This is a genomic window from Streptomyces sp. CY-1 (genome assembly GCF_047218265.1).
In the GTDB taxonomy this organism is placed as follows: domain Bacteria; phylum Actinomycetota; class Actinomycetes; order Streptomycetales; family Streptomycetaceae; genus Streptomyces; species Streptomyces niphimycinicus.
Window position 1 is genome coordinate 2,941,238 of the sequence record NZ_CP178393.1, and the last position, 22,350, is coordinate 2,963,587.

General features: G+C 71.9%; 17 protein-coding genes. 3 read left to right on the top strand and 14 right to left on the bottom strand.

Annotated elements, in window-relative coordinates; genetic code table 11:
- Positions 1–134 precede the first annotated feature (134 nt).
- A complete protein-coding gene (locus ACK1X7_RS12605; protein ID WP_385146393.1) occupies positions 135–650 on the bottom strand; it encodes a MarR family winged helix-turn-helix transcriptional regulator in 516 nt (171 codons plus the stop codon).
- Positions 651–768: 118 nt separating this feature from the next.
- Between ACK1X7_RS12605 and ACK1X7_RS12610 the strand changes: the two genes are divergently transcribed.
- Entirely contained in the window at positions 769–1,185 is a 417-nt protein-coding gene (locus ACK1X7_RS12610; protein WP_385146391.1) for an organic hydroperoxide resistance protein, read from the top strand.
- A gap of 129 nt (positions 1,186–1,314) precedes the next feature.
- Here the strand turns inward: ACK1X7_RS12610 and ACK1X7_RS12615 are convergent, their stop codons facing one another.
- The 3 genes from ACK1X7_RS12615 to ACK1X7_RS12625 all read right to left on the bottom strand — a co-directional run bounded on the left by ACK1X7_RS12615 (position 1,315) and on the right by ACK1X7_RS12625 (position 7,864).
- Positions 1,315–2,208 carry an esterase/lipase family protein gene (locus ACK1X7_RS12615; protein WP_385146389.1) on the bottom strand — a complete coding sequence of 298 codons (894 nt, stop codon included), beginning with the start codon at positions 2,206–2,208 and terminating at the stop codon, positions 1,315–1,317.
- 242 nt (positions 2,209–2,450) lie between these two features.
- On the bottom strand, positions 2,451–3,512 hold the full coding sequence (locus ACK1X7_RS12620; RefSeq protein WP_413116874.1) for a DNA polymerase Y family protein: 1,062 nt from the start codon (positions 3,510–3,512) through the stop codon (positions 2,451–2,453).
- A gap of 746 nt (positions 3,513–4,258) precedes the next feature.
- Positions 4,259–7,864: a DNA polymerase III subunit alpha gene (locus ACK1X7_RS12625; protein ID WP_385146387.1), complete on the bottom strand. Its 3,606-nt coding sequence runs from the start codon at positions 7,862–7,864 to the stop codon at positions 4,259–4,261.
- Between the two features lie 227 nt (positions 7,865–8,091).
- Between ACK1X7_RS12625 and ACK1X7_RS12630 the strand changes: the two genes are divergently transcribed.
- Together ACK1X7_RS12630 and ACK1X7_RS12635 are read left to right on the top strand one after the other, a co-directional pair.
- Complete coding sequence (locus ACK1X7_RS12630) at positions 8,092–8,544, top strand: PPOX class F420-dependent oxidoreductase (protein WP_385146385.1); 453 nt, start codon at positions 8,092–8,094, stop codon at positions 8,542–8,544.
- Between the two features lie 408 nt (positions 8,545–8,952).
- Positions 8,953–9,396, top strand: coding sequence for a subtilase-type protease inhibitor (locus ACK1X7_RS12635; RefSeq protein WP_385146383.1), 444 nt, complete (start codon positions 8,953–8,955; stop codon positions 9,394–9,396).
- 178 nt (positions 9,397–9,574) lie between these two features.
- Here the strand turns inward: ACK1X7_RS12635 and ACK1X7_RS12640 are convergent, their stop codons facing one another.
- The 10 genes from ACK1X7_RS12640 to ACK1X7_RS12685 form a co-directional block, all read right to left on the bottom strand.
- Positions 9,575–10,651 carry a S1 family peptidase gene (locus ACK1X7_RS12640; RefSeq protein WP_390793836.1) on the bottom strand — a complete coding sequence of 359 codons (1,077 nt, stop codon included), beginning with the start codon at positions 10,649–10,651 and terminating at the stop codon, positions 9,575–9,577.
- A gap of 352 nt (positions 10,652–11,003) precedes the next feature.
- Positions 11,004–11,948 (bottom strand): slipin family protein, encoded by a 945-nt coding sequence (locus ACK1X7_RS12645; protein ID WP_385146379.1) that lies wholly within the window; start codon positions 11,946–11,948, stop codon positions 11,004–11,006.
- Positions 11,949–12,163: 215 nt separating this feature from the next.
- Positions 12,164–13,069 carry a S1 family peptidase gene (locus ACK1X7_RS12650; protein WP_385146377.1) on the bottom strand — a complete coding sequence of 302 codons (906 nt, stop codon included), beginning with the start codon at positions 13,067–13,069 and terminating at the stop codon, positions 12,164–12,166.
- A 317-nt stretch (positions 13,070–13,386) separates the two neighbouring features.
- Positions 13,387–14,688 carry an NtaA/DmoA family FMN-dependent monooxygenase gene (locus ACK1X7_RS12655; RefSeq protein ID WP_385146375.1) on the bottom strand — a complete coding sequence of 434 codons (1,302 nt, stop codon included), beginning with the start codon at positions 14,686–14,688 and terminating at the stop codon, positions 13,387–13,389.
- Positions 14,685–15,788, bottom strand: coding sequence for an LLM class flavin-dependent oxidoreductase (locus ACK1X7_RS12660; RefSeq protein ID WP_385146373.1), 1,104 nt, complete (start codon positions 15,786–15,788; stop codon positions 14,685–14,687). Before ACK1X7_RS12660 ends, ACK1X7_RS12655 begins: the two co-directional genes overlap by 4 nt.
- Positions 15,789–15,825: 37 nt before the next feature.
- The gene (locus tag ACK1X7_RS12665; RefSeq protein ID WP_385146371.1) at positions 15,826–16,794 is read right to left on the bottom strand and encodes an ABC transporter substrate-binding protein; all 969 of its coding nucleotides are present in this window, start codon (positions 16,792–16,794) and stop codon (positions 15,826–15,828) included.
- Between the two features lie 125 nt (positions 16,795–16,919).
- Positions 16,920–17,672: an amino acid ABC transporter ATP-binding protein gene (locus tag ACK1X7_RS12670; RefSeq protein ID WP_385146397.1), complete on the bottom strand. Its 753-nt coding sequence runs from the start codon at positions 17,670–17,672 to the stop codon at positions 16,920–16,922.
- Positions 17,673–17,677: 5 nt separating this feature from the next.
- Positions 17,678–18,571, bottom strand: a complete 894-nt coding sequence (locus ACK1X7_RS12675) for an amino acid ABC transporter permease (protein WP_398160130.1) — start codon at positions 18,569–18,571, stop codon at positions 17,678–17,680.
- Positions 18,572–18,646: 75 nt separating this feature from the next.
- Positions 18,647–20,536 (bottom strand): FAD/NAD(P)-binding protein, encoded by a 1,890-nt coding sequence (locus tag ACK1X7_RS12680; RefSeq protein ID WP_390793835.1) that lies wholly within the window; start codon positions 20,534–20,536, stop codon positions 18,647–18,649.
- A 557-nt stretch (positions 20,537–21,093) separates the two neighbouring features.
- Entirely contained in the window at positions 21,094–22,296 is a 1,203-nt protein-coding gene (locus tag ACK1X7_RS12685) for a DUF5685 family protein (protein ID WP_385146395.1), read from the bottom strand.
- Between the last annotated feature and the right edge of the window lie 54 nt (positions 22,297–22,350).

Genomic DNA, 22,350 nt, shown 5'->3' on the forward strand with positions numbered 1-22,350 from the left:
AGGCCGTAGGCCGCCAAGGCCGCGGCGTCCGGCCGATCGAAGCGAGCCGGTTCCGGGGAGGATGACGGCATCCCCGGAACCGGCTCTTCCCGTTTTCCCCCGCCTCGGCCCCCGCCTCGCTCCCCCGCCCCCGCCTACGCCTCCTCGTCGGCCAGCGCCGCGTCGAGGGCAGCCGTCAGCCGCTGCACCCGCGCCTGCAAGTCCACCGCCTCCGCCAGGCCGAGGCCGCTGGCCTCGATCGCCTTCAGGGGTACGCCCTGGGCGCGCTCCTTCAGCGCCGTTCCCTCCGCCGTCAGCCGGACCGTCACCGAGCGCTCGTCGTGTGCGCTGCGCTCGCGCTGGACGAGTCCGGCCGTCTGCATCCGCTTGAGCAGCGGCGAGAGGGTACCCGAGTCCAGCCGCAGGAACTCCCCCAGCCGCTTGACCGGCATCTCCCCGTACTCCCAGAGCACCAGCATGGCCAGGTACTGCGGATAGGTCAGCCCCGTGTCGCTCAGCACCCGGCGGTAGAGGCCGTCGAAGGCGCGGGAGGCGGCGTGCAGGGAGAAGCAGAGCTGCCGATCGAGCCGGAGCAGTTCATCGGCGGGATGCGGCTCGGGGTCGGTGCCCCCGGTCGTGGGGTCGGCGGTGCGGTCGGACTGGTGTGACATGTGTCCAGCGTACCCTTTAGTTGTGCACAACTTAATTGTGTGCTGTACTTCCATCCGGAGGCGAGGCGCACCGGGCGCCCACACCTCCCGACTACCTGACACGAAAGGGATGGTCCTCATGGACGCGATCTACACCGCGGTGGCCACTGCCAACGGACGCGACGGCCGGGCCGTGAGCTCCGACGGACAACTCGACCTGCCGCTCGCCATGCCGCCCGCCCTCGGCGGCAACGGCCAGGGCACCAACCCCGAGCAGCTCTTCGCCGCGGGCTACGCCGCCTGCTTCGCGTCCGCACTCGGCCTCGTCGGCCGCCAGGCCAAGGTCGACACCAAGGACATCTCCGTCACCGCCGAGGTCGGCATCGGCAAGGACGAGGCGGACGGCGGCTTCGGGCTCAAGGTGACGCTGCGCGTCGAGCTGCCGGGCGACCTGGAGAACGAGACCGGCCGCAAGCTGGTCGAGCAGGCGCACCAGGTCTGCCCGTACTCCAAGGCGACGAGGGGCAACCTCGAGGTCGAGCTCGTCGCCGAGTAATCGGACGACGGCCGCTCGGTCGCCGGGGCGGTCGAGGGCGGGCTGGTCGCGGCGCGAGGCGGACCAGCCCGACGGGCGACGCGCCCTGCTCGTACGGACCGAGGCAGGGCGCGCCATGACGGGCGAGCGTCAGTCGTCCGACGCACACGTCGTCGGCGTGGCGTGTTCCGGATCGAGGGCATTGACGGCCTCGTGGAAGGCCAGCCCGTCGGTCAGGCCGATGGCCAGATGCTCGGAGATGTCGGTCGGGCACAGATCCTGGATCAGCACGTTCTTGACGTTCGGACCGGAGAGGAACTGCGCCTGATAGGGGGTCGCGACCTCGTCGTACTTGGTCGCGATGACCGTGTAGCGCACTCCGGGGACGGTGTCGCCGCCCTCGTTGAGGCGCCGCAGGAAGTCCGAGCCGACCACCTGGTCCATCAGCCCCGGGGCGCCCTTGGCGATGAGATCGCCGACCCCGGGAAAGTAGTCCAGCAGCTTCGTCAGCCCGGACAGGGTGGTGCCGTGGTTGGTGGGGGCGATGCCGACCAGGGCGTTCACCTTCGGCGCGCCACCGAGGAACTTGAGGTAGTAGCGGGGCATCATCCCGCCCTGCGAATGCCCGACCATGTCGACCTTGGCGGCGCCGGTGGCGGCGAGCACCCGGTCCACATGGGTGGACAGTTGCTTCGCGGACTGGTCGACCGCCCCGAGACCGTGGAAGAACGGCACGGCGGGCAGTTGGCCGTAGTCGAGGGAGAAGACGCAGTAACCCCGCTTGACCAGGTAGGGCGCGAAGCCGAGCCAGTTGTCGACGGAGTTGCCGAGGGTACCGTGCACCAGGACGACGGGGCGGGGGTGTTGGGCCGACGGCTTGCAGGAGTAGTCGTTCCAGCCGCTGCTCACCCCCTGCGACGCGGTGTCCGTGGCGAGCGCGGCGGTGGGGGTCGCCGCGGTCGCCGCGACCGCGAGGGCCAGAGCGGGTAGTAAGGTGCGGGTCTTGGTCTTCCGGAATCGCCGGATACGCCTCCAGGGCAGCATCACATGAACTCCTCGCTGGTGGGGGAGAGAGTCGCGCTGAGGGTGCGCTGACGGTGCGCTTGCGCTGCGCCCTGCGATCCGGATCACAAGAAGTGGTGCGCTCAATCGAAATTACGCGCGAGTAGCAAAGGCATCCAGCCATTCGTCAGTGAAGGAACGTTTACATGCTTTTCACGTGACGTCCAGGAATGCGCCGGGTTACGCGAAGTGGGAAAACCAGTGGGACTGGTGGGACCTGCGGCTTACGCGACGTCCAGGAATCCGGCGGGCCGGACCGCGGAGATACCGAAGCGGGCCCGGGCCCGGTCGGCGGCGGCCTCCAGACGGCGTGACTTCTCGTCCGCGGGGTCGAACGTGAGCTGATGGGAGGCGAGTTCGGCGTCCATCAGCCCCTCGAAGCGCAGCGCCACGGACCGCACCCGGGCCCGCTGAAGCCCGAGCGCGTCATGCAGCGCGTACGCGGCGGCGGTCAGCGCGGGGGTATGCGCGGTCGGCTCGGTCAGGGTGCGGGAGCGGGTGGTCGTGGAGCGGTCGGCGTAGCGCACGGTGAGGCTGATCGCGGCCGCGACCTGCCCACTCGTCCGCATCCGCACCCCGAGCCCGTCGGCGAGGGTGAGCAGCGCGCGGCGCCTGCGGACAGGGTCCAACTCATCGCGACGGAAGCGGTGTTCCGCGCCCATCGCACGGGCGGGGGCGTTCGGGGTGACCGGCGCCGGGTCGATACCGCGCGCCCACGCGTGGACGCGGCGCGCGGTCGCCGCGCCGAGGATCCGCTGGAGGGTGGCCAGCGGCGCGGCGGCGATCCGCGCGGCGCTGTCCAGCCCGTACGCGCTCAGGGTGCGCGCGGTCGCGGGCCCCACCCCGGGCAGGGCGATGGGCGGCTTGCGCGCCAGGAACGCGGCGACGGCGTCCGGATCGCCGGGAACGGTACGGACGGACCCGGCCGTTCGGCCGGACCCGCCGCCGGACCGGGCACCGGACCCGCCGCCGGACCGGCCGCCCCTGGATGCGGGGGCGCCGGGCTCCTGGGCCTCCTGGGCGGCCATGCGGGCGAGCAGGGGGTTGGCGGCGACGCCGACGGTGCAGTCCACGCCGTACCGGGCCAGCGCCCGGACCCGTACGATCTCGGCCAGCCCCGCCGCGTCCCGCCCGAAGTACCGCAGCGCACCCCGCACATCCGCGAACGCGGCATCGGGCGGCAGCGCCTCGACGACGGGCGTCAGCTCGCCGAGCAGGGTGAGCAGGCCCTGGTAGACGTCCTCCCCGGGCGCGGGGTGGAACCGCACATACAACACATGCGGCACCTCGCCCTCGTGGCCCGGCTCGCCCGGGGCCCGGCCCCCGCCGCCCCCGCTCGCTTCAACCGAACCCCCACCCGTTTCAGCCGAACCCCCGCTCGTCCCGGCTGAATCCCCGCTCGCCCCGGCTGCACCCCCGCTCACCCCGGCCGAACCCCCGCCGCCCGGGCCTCCGGGCCGGGACCCGGCAGACGAATCCTCGGCCACTTCGCCGCCGCTGCCGACGCCACCCGAGGCCCGGTCCCGGTGCTCAGCCGACGGCCCCTCGGCCGCCTCCCGACCATGGCCGCCCTCCTCCCGCGCCGAAGCCGCGGCCGCCCCGCCCGCCACGGCGGCACCCCAACGCGCGTCGGCCCGACCATCGGGCGCGAGCGGAAGCGTTCCGGCAGGTCCCCCGGACGCGGAGGCATCGGCCGGGGCCTCGGCGGGAGCGGTCGAACCGCCCGCGCCCGGGCCACCGGAGGTGCCCTCCCCCGCCGCGGCCGACGACTCGCCCGGCGCAAGCGGGCGGGCGACCGCGTCGCCCCGCGCCCCGGGTGCGGGCGGTTCGGCCGACGCCGGTGGGGGCGTGGCGGCCCGGGTGCCGAGCGGGACGGCCCCGACCAGGGGCATGGCGGGCGGCTCCTCCCTCACGGGCGACTCGGACGACACCGCCGCGACCGGACACGGCACGGCGTGCACCAGGCGCTCGGCAGAGGCAGCCGAAGGGGCCCCGCGTGCGGGTGCCGCCTGCGCAGGCGGCTGTTCGGTGTTCATCCCGCGCTCCCCGGGCTCGCATGCCACAGCTTGCGGCCGGTGGCGGCCTGGTCGCCCGCGGGCTGGAGGTCGGCCCAGGGGTGCATGGCGTAACCGGTGGGCATCTCGATGCGGCGGCCGGAGTCGGAGTCGCGGCCGGAGTCGCGACCGGAATCGGAGCCCGCCTCGCGGCCGGAGCCGGAGCCCGCTTCGGCCGTCTCCGGGCGGGCCCCCGCCAGTTCGGCGGCGACCGCCTCAAGGCCGCCTTCCTTCCTGAGCCGGGCCAGTTCCGCGAGGTTCCACACGGCCGAGCCGACGACGCTGAGGCTGCGCGGGCCGCGCCGCTGGACCACGCCGCGTACGAGCAGCAGCCAGGAGTGGAAGACGGTGTGCGCGCACGCCGCGTGGCTGTCGTCGAAGAAGGCGCAGTCGACCAGCCCCGTACCGTCGTCGAGCGTGGTGAAGATGACCCGGCGCCCCGAGCGGATCGGCGGGGTCTGGGTGGCGGCCTTGGCGCCGGCGACGAGCACGACCTCCCCGTGCGGCGCGTCGCGCAGCCGCTTCGCGGGGATCGCGCCCAGCTCCTCCAAAAAGTCCCGGTGGTCGCCCATGAGATGGCGGGAGACGTCCATGCCGAGGATGCCGAGTTCGGCGCCGAGGCGTTCGTCCGCGTCGAGGTCCGGGAGCCCGGCGGGGGCGGCGGGGCCGGTTTCGGCCAGCGGAAGCTGCCCCTCGGCATCGCGCCGGGCGGCGCCCCGCTGCTGCCGGTGCAGTTCGGCGATCTGTAGCAGCAGATCGCGGCGGCTGGTGCCGAACGCGTCCAACGCGCCGACCTGGGCCAGCCGTTCGGCGACCGGCCGTCCGGGGTGGGCGCGCAGCCACAGGTCCTGGAGCGAGGAGTAGGGAGCTCCGGCCGCGATCCGCTCGGTCTCGGCCTCGCTGATGCCGTGGACGTCGCTCAGCGCCAGCCGGACGCCGATGTGGTCTCCGCTCCCCTCGTCACGCCTGTCCTCCTTATTACCGATGTCACGAGAAGCACCAGACGTCAGTTCGATTCGATAAGTGGCGCCCGACCGGTTCACATCCAGCGGCAGGATCGGCACTCCGCGCCGCCGCGCGTCCGCCAGCAGCAGCCGCTTCGGGTACATCCCGGGGTCATGGGTGAGCAGCCCGGCGTAGAAGGCGGCCGGATGGTGCGCCTTGAGCCAGGCGGACTGATACGTCGGGACCGCGAAGGCGACGGCATGCGCCTTGCAGAAGCCGTATGAGCCGAACGCCTCGACGATCTCCCAGGTGCGTAGCCGCACCTCCGGCGCGTAGCCCCGTTTCTCCGCCTCCGCGTGGAACCAGGCCCGCACCCGCCCCTGCCGCTCGGGATTGGACAGTGCGCGCCGCGCCTCGTCGGCGAGGTCGCGTTCACATCCGGTCATGATCGACACGATCTTGATGATCTGCTCATGGAAGACCACGACCCCATGGGTCTCGCGCAGCGCGTCCTCCAGGTCCGGATGCGGATAGCGCGCGGGCTTGCGGCCGTGCCGGGCGTCGATGAAGGGCCGGACCATGTCGGCGGCGACCGGACCCGGCCGGAAGAGCGATATGTCGACCACGAGATCGTGGAAGCAGGTGGGCTGAAGCCGGCCGAGGAGATCGCGCTGACCGGGCGATTCGATCTGGAAGCAGCCGAGTGTCTCGGTGGAGCGGATCAGATCGTAGGTGGCCGGATCGCCGGGCCGGACCTGCCCGGGGTCGTCGATGTCCACGACCTGCCCGGTGGTCCGCCGGATCTCCGCGACCGCGTGCGCCATCGCGGACTGCATCCGTACGCCGAGTACGTCGAGCTTGAGCAGTCCGAGCTCCTCCACGTCGTCCTTGTCGAACTGCGACATGGGAAAGCCCTCGCCGCTGGTGGGCACGATGGGCGTACGGGCCAGCAGCCCGGCGTCCGAGAGCAGCACACCGCAGGGGTGCATGGCGATGCCACGGGGCAGCCCGTCGAGCGCCTCGACCAGGTCCCAGAACTTGCCGAAACGTTTCTGCTCGGCGGTCGCTTCTCGTAGCGCCCGCAGCTCCGGCAGTTCCGCGAGCGCCGCGCGGGCATCGCGGGCGCGGATATGCGGGAAGGACTTGGCGAGCCGGTCCACCTCGGCCGGGTCCATGCCGAGCGCCGCGCCCACGTCCCTTACGGCATGGCGCACCCGGTAGGTCTCCGGCATCGAGACGGTCGCGACCCGCTCCGCCCCGAACCGCTCGAAGATCGCGCGATAGACGTCGAGCCGGCGCGCGGACTCCACATCGATGTCGATATCGGGCAGCGCGGCGCGCCGCACCGACAGGAAGCGCTCCATCAGCAGGCCGTTGGCCACCGGGTCGGCGTGGGTGATGCCCAGCAGATGGGTGACGAACGAGCCGGCGCCGGAGCCACGGGCGGCCACCCGGATGCCCAGCTCCCGGGTGTCGTCGACGACCTGCGCGACGGTGAGGAAGTACGAGGCGAAGCCGAGCTGTTCGATGGTGCGCAGCTCGTCCTCGAGCCGCTCCCAGCGCACCCGGTCGCGGTCGTACCCCCGCAGCACCATGGCGGCGGCGCAGCGCGACCGCAGCACCCGCTCGGCGCTCCGCCGCCCGGCCCCGACCAGCCGGGGCTCGGGGAAGTGGACGCTGCCCAGGCCGATGTGATCCTCGGGGTCGACCAGACACGCGGCGGCGGTGCGCCGGGTCTCCTCCAGCAGCCGGTGCGCGGCGTCCCGCCGCATCCCGGCCGCCTCCACGATCCGCTCGGCCGCCTTCGCCATGTCCCGGGGCCCCTTGAGCCAGCGCTCACCGCTGTCGAGCGCCCCGGGGGTGCGCGGGTCGATGGGGACGAGCCGGCGGGCCGCGTCCAGGACATCGGCGACCGGCCCCTCCCCCGGGTCGGCGTAGCGGGCGGCGTTGCTGAGCACGGCCGGGATGCCCTGGTCGGCGGCGAAACCGACGGTACGGGCGGCGAGCCGCAGCGAGCCCGGGCCGGTGCCGGTGCGGCCGTGCCATACGGCCTCCAGCCGCAGCGCGTCGCCGAAGAGTTCACGCCAGGGGGCGATCAGCCGCTCGGCCCGGTCGGGGCGCCCGGCGGCCAGGGCCCGGCCGACGTCGGAGTCCGGGCCGAGCAGCACGGTCAGCGGGGCGAGCGCGCCGGGGTCGCTCACCAGGTCGCGCCAGTGCAGCAGGGGCGGCCCGTCGCCGTTCGTCCGGGCGGATCCGGAGTGGGTGAGCCCCGCATGGGCGGCGGAGACCAGCCCGCACAGCGCGGCCCAGCCGGCCGCGCCGTCCCGGGCGAGGAAGACCGCCCGGGGCGTGGACTCGTCGATGAACGCCCCGCCGCGCACCGGCGTACGGCGCCGAACGGTGCGCCCCGGCTCCGGGTCCTCCCTCCGTACGGCGAGGTCCACCCCGAAGAGCGGCCGCACCCCCGCGCGCTCACACGCCCGGGCGAACCGCACCGCTCCGGCGAGGCTGTCGCGGTCGGTCAGCGCGATCGCGTCCATGCCGCGCTCGGCGGCCCGCTGCGCCAGCCGCTCCGGGTGCGCGGCCCCGTACCGCATGGAGAACCCGGACGCGGTGTGCAGATGCGTGAAGCCTGGCATCCGCACCTCCCGCTGCTCACACCCCCTGACCGACCCCGCTTGTCCCACGCCCCACCATAACCCCATTCTCGAACAAGCGTGCGAGTCGGTTCGATCGCCTTTCCCCTCTCCACCATAAGCACCCAAAACGCCATTTAATCCCGCGTGTCGCCTTGCGAACACGGCACACGGAAGCCGGTCGGTCGAATCCATGGGACGGCCACCGGCCCGCGCGTATGCTGATCACCATGACGGAGGGATCCCTGCTCGATCTGCTACGGGAGCAGCGCACCGGCGCGCTCGTCACCCTCAAGCGCGATGGACGGCCGCAGCTCTCCAACGTCGCCTTCGCCTATGACCCCGCGACGCGCCTCATCCGGATCTCGGTCACCGATGACCGCGCCAAGACCCGCAATCTGCGCCGCGATCCGCGTGCGAGCTTCTACGTCACCAGCGGGGACCGCTCCTCCTATCTGGTGGCCGAGGGCGATGCCGAGCTGACGCCGGTCGCCGCCGACCCCCATGACGCCACCGCCGATGAGCTGGTGGAGGTCTACCGCGCGATCCAGGGCGACCATCCGGACTGGGAGGAGTTCCGCACCGCGATGGTGGCCGAGCGGCGGCTGGTGCTGCGGTTGCGCGTGGGGCGCGGCTACGGCTGGGGCCGGCAGTCCGGAGCCCTGAGCGGAGAGCTGGACTAAAGGCCCACCGCCGGTCGGCCACCGGTCAGCCGCCGGTCAGCTTGCCCTGGCAGGTTCTCGCTCTCGCGCGGCATGCGGCAGCCCTCATCCCAGAGGCATCACAAACATCGCCCGGCCCCGCTCACCTGAGCGCCCTTGAATCGATTTGAGCACCCCGGCACCTCGCTGAGCACGCCATCCACCGGGGGCGCGAAACGGCGCCGGGGTCCCCTGAGGGGCGCAATCCGCGCGCCGTCGCGCACCCGGTCGCCACGCGGCGTTCCGCGCCCGGCCATCTCCCGCACGCGACAATAAGCCACCGAACGACTACTTGTAGCGACCGGAAGTGCTCGATCGACGTGCGTTCCTGACGCGCACCACGTAAGACTCCGTCCGGTATCTGCAACGACGAGCAAGGGAGTGTTCGAAATGCGGAAGACTACTGGGGCGATCGGGCTCGGAGCCGCTCTGGCCGTGAGCGCCGTGCTGGGGATCGGCACAAGCGGCACGGCAAGCGCCCAGCCCGCCAAGCCGCAGAGCCTGTACCCGCCCTCCGCCCTGGTCCTCACCGTCGGCTGGGGGTCCGACGCGGCAACGACCGAGGTCCAGCGAGCGGTGACACTGAGCTGTCGCCCCACCGCCACCGGCACCCACCCGGCCCCCGCCAAGGCATGCGCCGAACTCCGCTCCGTGGGCGGCACGTTCGGCCAGCTCCGCACCGGCGCGGAGCCCGGCCGGGTGTGCACCAAGGAGTGGCACCCCATCACGGTCACCGCCGAGGGGATCTGGGACGGCCGCCGGGTGTCGTACGAGCACACCTTCGCGAACAACTGCTTCAAGAGCGCGGCCCCGACGATGGTCTTCGAGTTCTGACCGGCCGAACGGCCGCCGAGCACGGATGAACACGGCGATGAGCACAACAGCCTGAGCACAACAGGCTGAGCACGGCAAAGGGGAAGCCCCCGGACACCGTCCACGGGTGTCCGGGGGCCTGCTCTTGTTCCTATGGAGCCGGACCGCGGGAGCGAAACGCGTCCCAGGTCGTCCCGGGTCAGCCGATCTCGGCGCCGAACGCCTGGAGCGCCTCCGGCACCGGCTGGAAGAAGGTCTCGCCGCCCGAGGAGCAGTCACCGCTGCCGCCGGAGGTCAGACCCAGCGCGGTGTCGCCCGCGAAGAGCGCGCCGCCGCTGTCGCCGGGCTCGGCGCAGACCGTGGTCTGGATCAGCCCCTCGACCGTCCCCTCCTGGTAGTTGACGGTCGCGTTGAGGCCGGTGACCTCGCCGTCGTGCACCTGGGTGGTGGAGCCGCTGCGCGTCACCTTCTGACCGACCGTGGCGTCACCGGCCTTGGAGATGGCCTGGGTGCTGCCGTTGTAGAGGTCGACCGCGCTCGGGTGGTCGGTGTCCTTGGTGTACTTGACCAGCCCGTAGTCGTTACCGGGGAAGTCGCTGCCCTCGTTGGTGCCGATCTCCTCGCCGCCCTGCGAGTCCGACCAACTGCTGATGGCCTCGGTGCAGTGACCGGCGGTCAGGAAGTACGGCTGGCCGCCCTTGACCACGTTGAAGCCCAGCGAGCAGCGCCCGCCGTCGCCCCAGATGGCGTCGCCACCGGCGATGAAGGTGGAGAACTTACCGGCCGAGTGCTTCACCTCGACCTTGTCGCCGAGCGCCTTCGTGACCTTGTCGAGGGTGGCCATCCGGGCGCCCTTGACGGAGCTGTCCGCGGTGACGACGACCTTGTTGCTTCTGGGGTCCACCGACCACGAGGTGCCGGGGATGGTGGCCTTCTCCTTGAGCGTCTGACGCGCGCCGCTCAGCTCGGCCAGGGTGTGCTTGACGACCTTGACCTCGGCCCCGGCGTCCCGGACCTTGTCCACGACGCCCTTGTTGACCACGTTGACGACGAGCTTCTTGGCCTTGGCGTCGTAGTACGCACCCGCCGTGTCGCTCTTGAGCGAGGAGGTGAGGGTGTTGGCGAGCTTTCCGGCGGCGCCGACCGAGAGGGTGTCGGGCTGGGGCTCACTCGGGGCGGCGTTGGCGCTCTGGAGGGTGATGCCCGTGGCGACCAGGGCCGCGATGCCGGCTCCGGCTATGGCGACACGACGCTTGGGTATGCGGCGGTGCTTCAAGTCTCTGCCTTCCAGTGGGGGGTTGGGCCCGACGGCAGTGGGGTGCCAGGGCCCGGAGGGCGTAGTGACATGGCGCTTCTCCCCACTCAGGGGCGCGTCCATGCCAAATCGCGCCGCCGAGTATTCCCACCACCACCGGCCGCGCACAAGGGTGCGTTCGCGTCATCGCCGTGAAATTTACCTGGCGGCCTCATGTCCGGACATGGCGGTGCCCGCACACCTTCTGGGTGTACGGGCACCGAATCAGTTATCCGGACGAGCCGTCAAACCGGGCGAATCAACCGCGCGTGATCCCCTCGCGGAAGACCCTGTGGCAAGAGCCCTCTTGGCGGATCAGGTCACCTCCGGCGGCTCATCGGTCCACGGCACGCGGCTCCGGTTCGCGCTCGGTGAGCGTCGGCATCGCCTGCCGGGCGGGCTGGGCCGGCTGCGCGGGCGCGGCCTCCCGCTCCGGGGCGGCGGCCGGACCGGCGGCCGGGGCGCCGCCCTCCGCATCGCCTTCCGCCCGGGCGGCCATCTGGGCCGCGGCCGGGATCTCCTGCGCACCCCGCTCCAGGAAGCGCAGCAGCTCGACCGGGATGGGCAGCACCAGCGTGGAGTTCTTCTCGGCGGCGACCGCCATCACCGTCTGGAGCAGCCGCAACTGGAGGGCCGAGGGGGTGTCGGCCATCTGGGCGGCGGCCTCGGCCAGCTTCCGCGACGCCTGGAGCTCCGCGTCCGCGTTGATGACCCGGGCACGGCGCTCCCGGTCGGCCTCCGCCTGGCGGGCCATCGACCGCTTCATGGTCTCCGGCAGCGACACGTCCTTGATCTCCACCCGGTCGATATGGACGCCCCAGCCGACGGCCGGGCTGTCGATCATGAGCTCGAGGCCCTGGTTGAGCTTCTCCCGGTTGGAGAGCAGATCGTCCAGATCGCTCTTTCCGATGATCGACCGCAGCGAGGTCTGGGCCATCTGGGAGACGGCGAAGCGGTAGTCCTCGACCGCGATGAGCGCCTCGGCCGGGTCCACGACCTTGAAGTAGACGACGGCGTCGACCCGCACGGTCACGTTGTCCCGGGTGATGCCCTCCTGCGCGGGCACGGGCATCGTCACGATCTGCATATTGACCTTCTGGAGCCGGTCGACCATGGGGGTGATCATGGTGAATCCGGGCCCCCGGATATCCGAGCGCAGCCTCCCGAGCCGGAAGACCACACCCCGCTCGTACTGCTTGACCACCCGGGCCGCGGCCAGCACGCCAAGGGCGCCGAGGCAAGCCAGTACCACTATCAATGTCACGAGCGCATCGACCATCACGGCCACCTGCCGTCCGTATCGTGAACAATGCCCCTCGTGGGGTACATGTCCACGATAGTCCGCCCGCCGGACAGTGGGGAGGGCCGCGGAATGACCCCTTCCGGAAGCAGGGAAAGACTCCCCCAGGGACGCGGAGAGCCCCCGTCCGGTGGCCCGGACGGGGGCTCTCGTTCAGCCTGGTGCGGAGATGATCAGCGAGGGGACGGCGCCGATCAGTAGACGCTCACGCCGTACGCGTTCAGCGCCTCGACGACCGGCTGGAAGAACGTGGTGCCACCGGAGGTGCAGTTGCCGCTGCCGCCGGAGGTGAGGCCGAGGGCGGTGGAGCCGGCATAGAGCGGGCCGCCGCTGTCGCCGGGCTCGGCGCAGACCGTGGTCTGGATCATGCCGTAGACGATGTCGCCGTTGCCGTAGTTGACCGTGGCGTTCAGCGCGGTGACCCGGCCGCTGTGGATGCCGGTGGTGGAGCCGCGCCGGGTGACCGTCTGGCCCACGGTCGGGTTGGCGGCCGAGGTGATGTCCTGGCTGCCGACGGTGCCCTGGGGGGTGGCCGAGCCGCTGTACCGGACCAGACCGTAGTCGTTGGTCGGGAAGCTGGAGCCGGCCGTCGGGCCGATGGTGGTGGAGTGGCCGGAGTTCGACCACCAGGTGCCCGCGCCGTCGGTGCAGTGACCGGCGGTGACGAAGTAGTTGGCCCCGCTGCTGTTGCGCACGTTGAAGCCGAGGGAGCAGCGCCAGCTATCCGCGTAGATCGCGTCGCCGCCCGAGATCAGCTTCTGAATCTTGCCCGAGGTCCGCTTGACCTCGATCGCGTCGGCGCTCGCACCGGCGGTGTTCTTGATCTTGGTTATCTCGCTCTGGGACACCGTGCTGTCGGCGGTGACGTGGAGCTTGTTGGTCGCCTTGTCGACGTACCAGGCGGTGCCCGCGACATCGGCCTTGAGGACGGCGTCGCTCGCCGACTTGGCCTCAGCCGCGCTGAAGGTGCGGGCGCCGTCGCTTCCGGCGTAGGCGGCGGGGGCGGCGAGCGCCGCTCCGGCCACCAGGGCGGAGGTCGCGGCGATCAGGGCGATACGTCTCGCCTGCTTGTTGTGGGGGGCGTTGCGCTTGATCCTCAACTCTTCCTCCGGGGGAATCGGGGGCCTGGGTGGGCAGGCCCGTGAGGCGCAGTCAATGAGCACGCCGACGCCGATACGACCCGATTCGGCGTGCCCCTGACAAGCGCTTCCGGAAGTATTCGTGGCCGTGGGCGCACCGCGCAAGAGGACAATTCGGAACGGTCGGCGGGCACACGCCACATAGCCCCGGCGGGTTCAGGCCGCCGGGGCTTGTGCTCCCATCCCCTGGGTAACCCCTGAGACGGACGCGCGGGCGATCGGGTTCCGCTATGGCACCGGCCGGTCACATCCCCGCGGCCGGGCCGGTGCGAAGCCGCTCAGCCCCGCTCCCCCGGATAGGGAAGTCCCAGGTGGTCACGGAGTGTCGTACCGCTGTACGCGGTGCGGAACACCCCGCGCTCCTGGAGCAGCGGCACCACCCGGTCCACGAAGTCATCGAGCCCGCCGGGGGTCAGATGCGGGACGAGGATGAAGCCGTCGGCGGCGTCGGTGGCGACGAATTCCGTCATCTGCGCGGCGACCGCCTCCGGGGTGCCGATGAACGACTGACGCCCGTTGGCCTCGATGACGGTCTGCCGGATGGACAGCCCTTTCTCCTCCGACAGCGCCCGCCACTTGGCGGCGACGGCCAGCGGATCGCCATGCCGCACCCGGCCCTGGGTCAACTGCGAGTCGGGGTCCGGGTCGATGTCCGGAAGCGGCCCGTCCGGGTCGTAGCCGGACAGGTCCACACCCCAGATCTGTTCCAGGGTGAGCAGCGCGGTCTGCGGTGAGACCTGCTGGAGCCGGATCTCGGCGGCCTTCTCCTGGGCGTCGGCCGCGGTGTCGCCGAGGACCAGGGTCACCCCGGGCATGATCTTCAGCTCCTCCGGGGCCCGCCCGTACCGCGCGAGCCGCCGCTTGACGTCGGCGTAGAAGGCGCGCCCGGCCTCCAGCGAGCCATGCCGGGTGAAGATGATGTCGGCGGCGGAGGCGGCGAACTCCCGGCCCTCGTCGGAGTCCCCGGCCTGGATCACCACCGGATGGCCCTGCGGTGAGCGTTCCACGCCGAACTCGCCCTCGATGGTGAAGTGCCCGCCGGTGTGGGCGAACGGGCGGGGCGTGCCGTCCGGCGTCCAGGAGTCCCACAGCTCACGGGCGGTGGCGACGAACTCGGCGGCCCGGGTGTAGCGGTCGGCCCGGTCCAGGAAGCCGCCGCGCCGGAAGTTCTCGCCGGTGAAGGCGTCGGAGGAGGTGACCACGTTCCAGGCGGCGCGGCCCCCGCTGAGATGGTCCAGGGAGGCCAGCCGGCGGGCCAGTTCGTACGGTTCGTTGAACGTGGCGTTGACGGTGGCGGCCAGCCCCAGCCGTTCGGTGACGGCCGCGAGCGCGTTCAGCACGGTGATCGACTCCGGCCTGCCGACCACGTCGAGGTCATGGATCCGGCCGTTGTGCTCACGCAGCCGCAGCCCCTCGGCGAGGAAGAAGAAGTCGAACAGCCCGCGCTCGGCGGTGCGCGCGAGATGTTCGAAGGAGCCGAAGTCGATCTGGCTTCGGGACCGGGGGTCGGTCCAGACGGTGGTGTTGTTGACACCCGGGAAGTGGGCCGCGAGGTGGATCTGCTTGTGCTGCCTGCTCATCGGGTGGCCTCCCGCTCCAGGGCGTAGCGGCTGGCCGGGCGGGAAAGCCCCAGGTGGTCGCGGAGTGTCGCACCGGGATAGAAGGTGCGGAACAGCCCTCGGTGCTGGAGCAGCGCCACGGTGCCGTTGACGAAACGTTCCAGGTCATGGCGTGGGGCGACGGGGGTGATGTGGAACCCGTCCACCGCGTCGGCGGTATGCCAGCCGGTGATCAGGTCGGCGAGTCCGGCCGGTCCCCCGCGGTACAGCGGCGGTCCGCCGGGCGTGTCGGTCAGCACGACCGGCGAGTTCACGGCCGGGGCACTCCCGGGCGCGCCCTCCCCGTCGGCCAGGTCCACGGCGACGGCGGCGAGCACGGTGAGCGCGCCGGGCTCCCGGCCGTGCGCCACCGCGCGGCGCCGCAGCTCGTCGCGGATGCGGCCCGCCTCCTCCGGAGAGGTGGCGCGCAGGTACACCACATCGGCGTGTCGGGCCGCGGTCTGCCAGGTCACCGGGTCGGTGGCGGCGACGGCCACCACCGGGTGGCCCTGCGGCGGCCGGGGCACGATGGCCGGGCCGCGCACCGAGAAGTGCGCGCCCTCGAAGTCCACGTAGTGCAGCTTGTCGCGGTCGATGAAGCGGCCGGTGGCGGTGTCACGGATCTCGGCGTCGTCCTCCCAGCTATCCCACAGCCGGGCCACCACATCGGCGACCTCCCCCGCCTCGGCCCACAGCTCCCCGGCCGGCGCGGCGGGGCGGCGGCCCACCAGCCGGGCCTCCGCCTCCGTCGCCGACACCTCGACCCGCCAGCCCGCCCGGCCGCGGCTGACCCAGTCCAAGGTGGCGACCGCGGAGGAGACATGGAACGGCTCGGTGTGGGTGGTGGTGACGGTCGGCACCAGTCCGATCCGCCCGGTGGCGGGCGCGACACGCGCGAGGACGGCGAGCGCGTCGAGCCTGCCCCGGCCCGGCCCCGGAGGGCCGAAGGTGTCGTCCAGGGTGATGAAGTCGAGCGTGCCCTCCTCGGCGAGGCGGGCGAGCTCCACGTAGTACGGCGCCTGGTACTGCCCGTCGCCGTCGATGGCGGCGGCCAGGTGCAGGGTGCCGGTCGGTACGGCCATGGTCAGGGCCTTCCTGGGTCGGGAGCGGGGGGCACGGTCACGGCTTGGGCAGACCGGGCGGGTTGATCTCGGACTTCTTCACCGCCTCGCCCGCGAGCCCCCAGCGCTTGAGGACCTTGGCGTACGAGCCGTCCTCGATCACGTGGTCCAGGGCCGCGGCGTAGGCGTCGACCAGCCCGCTGCCCTTCCTGGTGGTGGCCGCGATCTTGCCCTGCACCTGGTCGCCACCGCCCGAGAAGCGGCCGATCACCTGGGTCTGACCGGCCGAGGCGACGTGGTAGGCGGAGGTGGGGTGGGGGCCGAAGTAGGCGTCGATACGGCCCGATTGAAGGGCGAGGTAGTAGTCGGTGTCCTTCTGGAAGTACTTGATGTCCACGGGCTTGCGGCCCGCCTTCTGGTTCTGCTTGCTCCAGTCGACCAGGATCTTCTCCTGGTTGGTGCCGGAGGCGACCGAGATGGTCTTGCCCGCCACGTCCTCGGGGCCCTTGACCCGCCAGGAGGTGCCCTTCTTGGCCTCGAAGGCGAGGTCGTCCAGCCGGTAGGTGGCGAAGTCGTACTTCTCCTTGCGCTCCTCGGTGACCGTCACATTGGAGAAGACGCCGTCGAACTTGGAGCTGTCGAGGCCGACGAAGAGGTTCTCCCAGGAGACCGCCTGGAAGTCGACCTTGAGCCCGAGGGTGTCGGCGACCAGCGTGGCGAGGTCGATCTCGGAGCCGATCCGGGTCTTGTCGTCGGTCGCGTAGAAGCCGAGCGGCGGGGAGGCGTCGGCGCTGCCGCCGATGCGCAGGGTGCCGCGTGCGCGGATCGCGGCCGGCACCTTCGCCGCGATCGAGTCGACCTTCTTCCCTCTGACGCGGTGCTGGTCGGGGCCGATATTGATGGTGCTGGCGCCCTTGGTGCCCTTGGAGCCCACCGTCTCCCGGGCATCGCCGTCGCCGCAGCCGCCGAGCAGGGCGGCGGCGGTGAGGGCGGCGACGGCGGTGACGAGGGTGCGGCGGGTCTTCACGGTGGTGCTCCTTGCGTAAGTGAACATCGGTGATCTCGTGAACATCGGTGATCTCGTGAACATCGGTGATCTCGTGAACATCGGTGATCTCGTGAACATCGGTGATCTCGTGAACATCGGCGGCCTCAGAGGACCTTGGAGAGAAACGCCTTGGTGCGTTCCTCGCGTGGGGAGTCCAGCACCTCGGCCGGTGGGCCCTGCTCGACGATCCGGCCGCCGTCCATGAAGACGACGGTGTCGGCGACCTCCCGCGCGAAGCCGATCTCATGGGTGACGACGATCATCGTGGTGCCCTGATGGGCCAGGTCCTTGATGACATCGAGAACCTCGCCGACCAGTTCGGGGTCGAGGGCGGAGGTCGGCTCGTCGAAGAGCAGCAGCTCGGGCTCCAGGGCGAGGGCGCGGGCGATCGCCACCCGCTGCTGCTGTCCGCCGGAGAGCTGCCGGGGGTACGCGGCCGCCTTGTCGGCCAGACCGACCCGGGCGAGCAGCGTCTCGGCGCGGTGGACCGCTTCTTTCCTGGGGCGGCGCAGGGCCGAGACCGGCGCCTCGACGATGTTCTCCAGCACCGTCAGATGCGGGAAGAGGTTGAAGTTCTGGAAGACGAAGCCGATCCGGGTGCGCTGTTTGAGGATCTCGCGTTCGCGCAGCTCATAGAGGCGGTCGCCCTGGCGGCGGTAGCCGACCAGCGAGCCGCCGACGCTGATCCAGCCGCTGTCCACCTTCTCCAGATGGTTGATTGCGCGCAGCAGCGTGGACTTGCCGGAGCCCGACGGCCCGAGGACGACGGCCACCTCCCCGGAGCGCACCTCCAGGTCGATACCGCGCAGCACCTCCAGCGACCCGAAGCTCTTGTGGACGGAACGGATGTCGACCATGGCGGTCATCGGGTGGCTCCCCGCGAGAAGCGGCGCTCGACGTAGTACTGCGCGATCGAGAGCACGGTGGTCAGGATGATGTACCAGACGGTCGCGACCATCAGCAGCGGCACGACCCGGCCGTTGCGTCCGTAGATGACCTGCACCTGGTAGAAGAGTTCGCCGATCGCCATGACGGAGACGATCGAGGTGCCCTTGAAGAGCGAGATGACCTCGTTGGCGGCGTTCGGCAGGATCGACCGCATCGCCTGCGGCAGCACGATCCTGCGCAACTGCCGCAGCCGGGGGATGCCGAGCGCGGCCGCCGCCTCCAACTGTCCGCCGTCGACGGCGAGGACCCCGCCGCGCACGATCTCCGCCGCGTAGGCCGCCTGGTGGAGGGCGAGTCCGAGCACCGCCGCGCTCATCGCGCCGACCAGCCCCGCGGTGTCGAAGGAGAAGAAGCCGGGGCCGAAGGGGATGCCGAAGTCGAGCCGCTTGTAGAGATAGGTGAGGTTGAACCAGAAGAGCAGTTGGACGATGAGCGGGATGGAGCGGAACGCCCAGATATAGGTGAAGGCCACCGACTTCAGGAACGGGCTCCGGGACAGCCGCATGAAGGCGAGGACGATCCCGAGGGCGAAGCCGAGCGCGGTGCCGTAGAAGGTGAGCTGGATGGTGATCCAGACCGCCTTGAGGACGGTCCGGGTGGTGAAGAAGTCGGCGAAGACGTCCCACTCCCAGCCGGGGTTGGTGATCAGGCCGTTGGCGAACTGGGCCACCAGGACGGCGGTGACGGCGACGGCGGCCCAGCGCCAGGGGTGGCGTACCGGGACGACCTTGAGGGCGGAGTAGTCCTCGCGTTCGGCGGCGCCGCTTTCGGCGGTTTTGTCGACAGGTGGATCGGAGGTCAGCGACATGGAGGGTCCTTGGGGTCCTTGGGGTCCTTGGGAGGAGAGCGGAGGTTTTCCCGGGAACGGTCTTCCGGGGGGCGCTCAGGCGGTGAGCGAGGCGCGACAGGACAGGTCGCGCAGACAGCGCAGCAGGGCCCGCGCGGTGGCGTCGTTCTGCCGGAACGCGGGCGCGTTGGTACGGGGCCGGGCGAAGGCGCCCGACGCGCGGGCGTCGGTGTGCGGGCCGAGCGCGAAGCGGCGCGGATGCGGGCTTCCGGCCCGGTCCAGGATCCGGCCGTCGGCGGGGCTGACGGCGAGCAGTCCGGCCGGGGTGGCGGCGGCGCCGTCGCGGTGCAGGGAGCGCAGCAGGGTGTCGCGGGAGCGGTCCACGGTGGGCTCCGGCAGCCGGGCCTCGACCAGCGCACGGGCCTCGACGGCATGGCCGGGCACACTGGCGGAGCTCGCCCGGAACACCCCGCGCAGCGGATCGGCGGTCACGGTCGTCTCGGCGCCGAGGAAGCGCACCACTCCGGCGCGGGAGAGCGCGAGCAGTTGCTCGAGCCGTGGGCCGGGCGGGCCGGAGGCGAGGAAGCTGAAGAAGCCGTGCCACCAGCCGCCGATGTCGCCGAGCCGGATCAACTGGCCGTAGACGGAGAGCAGGGCGAGGAAGACGGCCAGGTCGGGGCTGTGCGCGGGGTTGCGACGGCGGGCGAGGTCGGCCTCGACATGGGCGCGCAGCCCCTGCTCCAGGGCCTCGTGGTCGGGGAACCGCAGCCCGGCCAGGGGGTGGTCGAGGGCGTCGAGATCGAGCCGGTCGGCCGGGTCGGGGACGGCCGCGGCGACCAGGGCGTCCAGTTCGGGGCTGCCGGGCGGGCAGGCGGCGTACTTCTCCTCGAACGCGGGCCACTCCCCGGCCGTCCGCTCCGGATGGGCGGTGAACAGCCGGTGGTAGTGGGCGAATCCCAGCTCCTTGGCGATCAGCGGCCAGATGTCGCGCCGGAAGTCCGGCCGCCCGGGAAGCGAGCGCAACGCGTCGACCTGGGCGGGGCCGAAGAAGCGCGGCACCGGGGGCCGCTCACCGCTCAGCGAGTAGCCGATCTTGGCGTGGTACGGGACGCCGCGCCGCGAACCGGCGTACAGCACGGGCTCGCGGCCCGACGGCCGGTAGACCAGATCCCCGTCCGGGCCGCGCTCATAGCGTCCGCCGCGCCCCTCGGTGAGCAGCGCCATCAGATCGACGAAGGCGAGGCCGAGGCCGCGCACCAGCACCGGCTCGCCGGGGCGCAGCACGCTCAGCTCGCTGTCGGCGGTGAACTCCGGCGGGAGGTGGACGAGTCCGTGCTCGGCGGCGAACGCGGTGAGCGCGCGCTGCTCGGCGTCGGGTTCGGCGTCGAGGTGGCCGAGGGCGAGGACCACGGCGTCGGCGGTGAGCGGGGCGGTCCGCCCCTCCAGCCACACCTGCTGACGTCCGTCGCGCGGTCCGGTGACACGTACGGCCCGGTCCCGGTGTTCATGGACGGTGGTCCCGGGCGGCAGGGCGGCCACCGAGCGCTCGTACACCCAACGCAGATAGGCGCTCTGGAGGCGTCGGGTGGCGAAGCTCTGCCCGGTCAGGGCGGCGGCCTCGGCGGCGAGTTCGGGCGGCAGGGCGCGGGCGCCGGGCGGCTCCCCCGCGCGGATCCTGTCGGCCCATTCGGCGAGGGAGGGGCCGGGGCGTATCGGTCCTTCGCGCTCCACCGACTCGTCGGTGAACATGGTGACGTCCTCGGCCATGGAGTTCATCCACAGCAGCGGGGACTGGTCCGGGCGCCAGATGCGGCCGCCGCCGGGCGGATGCGGATCGACCAGGTGCAGCTCGAACGGGGCGCCGTCGCCGCGCAGTTCGGGGGCGTTGGCGGCGAGGCGCTCGATCAGACCGGTGGCACGCGGGCCGGCGCCGACGATGACGATCGTGGCGGGTGATCGGGGAGGCTGGTCCGGGTTCGCGGACATGCGGAGGCTCCGTGAGTTCTGAAGTGAACACACGCATGGCCATCACACACGGCCGAGCCCCTCAGCTCGGCAGCCGAGCCCCTCAGCTCGACATGGGCCCGAGGTTAAGGCGTCCCCACGGTGCGCTGTCAAGGCTGTCCGAACTGTGAGCAGCGCGTCTCACCGCAGTTGACGCGGAAGCGGATGGCTGCTCCACTTGGCCCATGGACTCAAGGCAGCGACTGGTCACGCGCGACCACATCGACTTCGGTCGAGTGTGGTCGTCGTCCTGTTCGGGCTGACCGCCCGCCTCCGCTGCCATAGGGGATTTCCGCCCCTCAGCGCTTCGAGGCTTCGCCCGCGCCCGCCGGATTCCCTCCCCCGGCGTGGCCGCACTTCCGCGTCGTCACGCGCCTTCGGCCTTCCCACACACGTCAGCACTCCACCCCTCCCCGCCCCTCCCCGCCCCTTCCTCCAGCATCGATATGCGGCTCCGCCGCGTGGGGGCCCGACCCCGGCCCCCACCGGGGCTCCGCCCCCGGCCCCCGCTCCTCAAACGCCGGAGAGGCTGGATTGCGTCAGCAGTCGCAGCCGCAGTCACAACCATCACAGCAGTCGCAGCTACAGCAGTCGCCGCAGTTGCTACAGCAGTCACAACAGTCGCAGCAGTCACCGCACTTATGGCACAGGCCCTCGCGCGGCTGCCCGGACCACGGGTCGTGGTACGGATCCCGGCAGCACACCTGGCAGGTGCAGCACAGCCCGGTCCACACCAGGCAGCCCGCGAGCAGCCCCCGGCGGCGCCCCGGCGGCTCCGGCGGGGCGCCGCCGGGGCCGCCCGGGGTGATCCACGGCGACTGCGGCGGCCCGTAGGACGACTCCGGGGTGCCGGAGCCGTGGCCGGTGTGCGCACAGCCGGTGGTGCCGAAGGTGCGGTCGACCGCGCGCTCCAGCTCGTGAACGAGCAGCACATGGGCGAGCCGGCCGGAGCCCTTGCCCGCGAATTCGGTGTCCCCCAGCGCCAGCCGCACCCCGTGCACCGCGTCGTCGCACAGCCTGCGGACCTCGGCGAGGTCGGCCCCGGTGGCCGCGATCGGGTTCCAGGCACCGGTCTCGGCGTCCTCGGCCAGGTCCTCCACCGCGTCCAGCAGATGCGCGAGCCGCCCGAAGAGCCGGCCCGCCTCCTCCAGCGGGGCCCGGTTGCCGGGCCGCCCGGCCAGGACGGCGGTGTGCCCGAAGGCCGCGGCGGTCGCGGTCTCGGTGGGCTCGGTGATGGTCAGCAGCGGGGTGCCGGGGCCCGCGTGGGACTCCAGCTCCGCCTGCCGGCCGACCGCGTCGAGCAACAGGGCGGTGTCGAAGCCGAGCGCGGCGCCGCTGCGCTCCCCCGCCCGGTCCCACCGCCCGGCCACCCGGCGGGCCGCCGCGGCCACCGGCCGCCGGGCCAACGCCCCGTCGCCGTCCGCGACATGGTCCCGTACCTTCGCCGAGGCCAGCACCAGCGAGACGGTGGCCGCGAGACGCGCCCCCTCGCCCCGGGCGACCGACGCCGTCCGCATCCCGCGCAGCGGACACGGCCCGGCGGTGCGCCGCCAGCCGTCCGACCGCCCGGCCTGGGCCTCCACCAGCACCGATATCACCAGGCCGTCGTAATTGGTGGCGACGCGGGCGAACTGCCCGTGGTCACCCCGCAACGCGAGGCACAGCCCGCACAAATGCGCCATCCACTCGGTGCGCAAGTTTTCCGACAGCCGATGCCGACAAGGCCGGATAATGCCAAACACCACGATCCCCGTTCACCCATACGTCCCCGACGTCACCCGTCCGGCCGCGGCGGA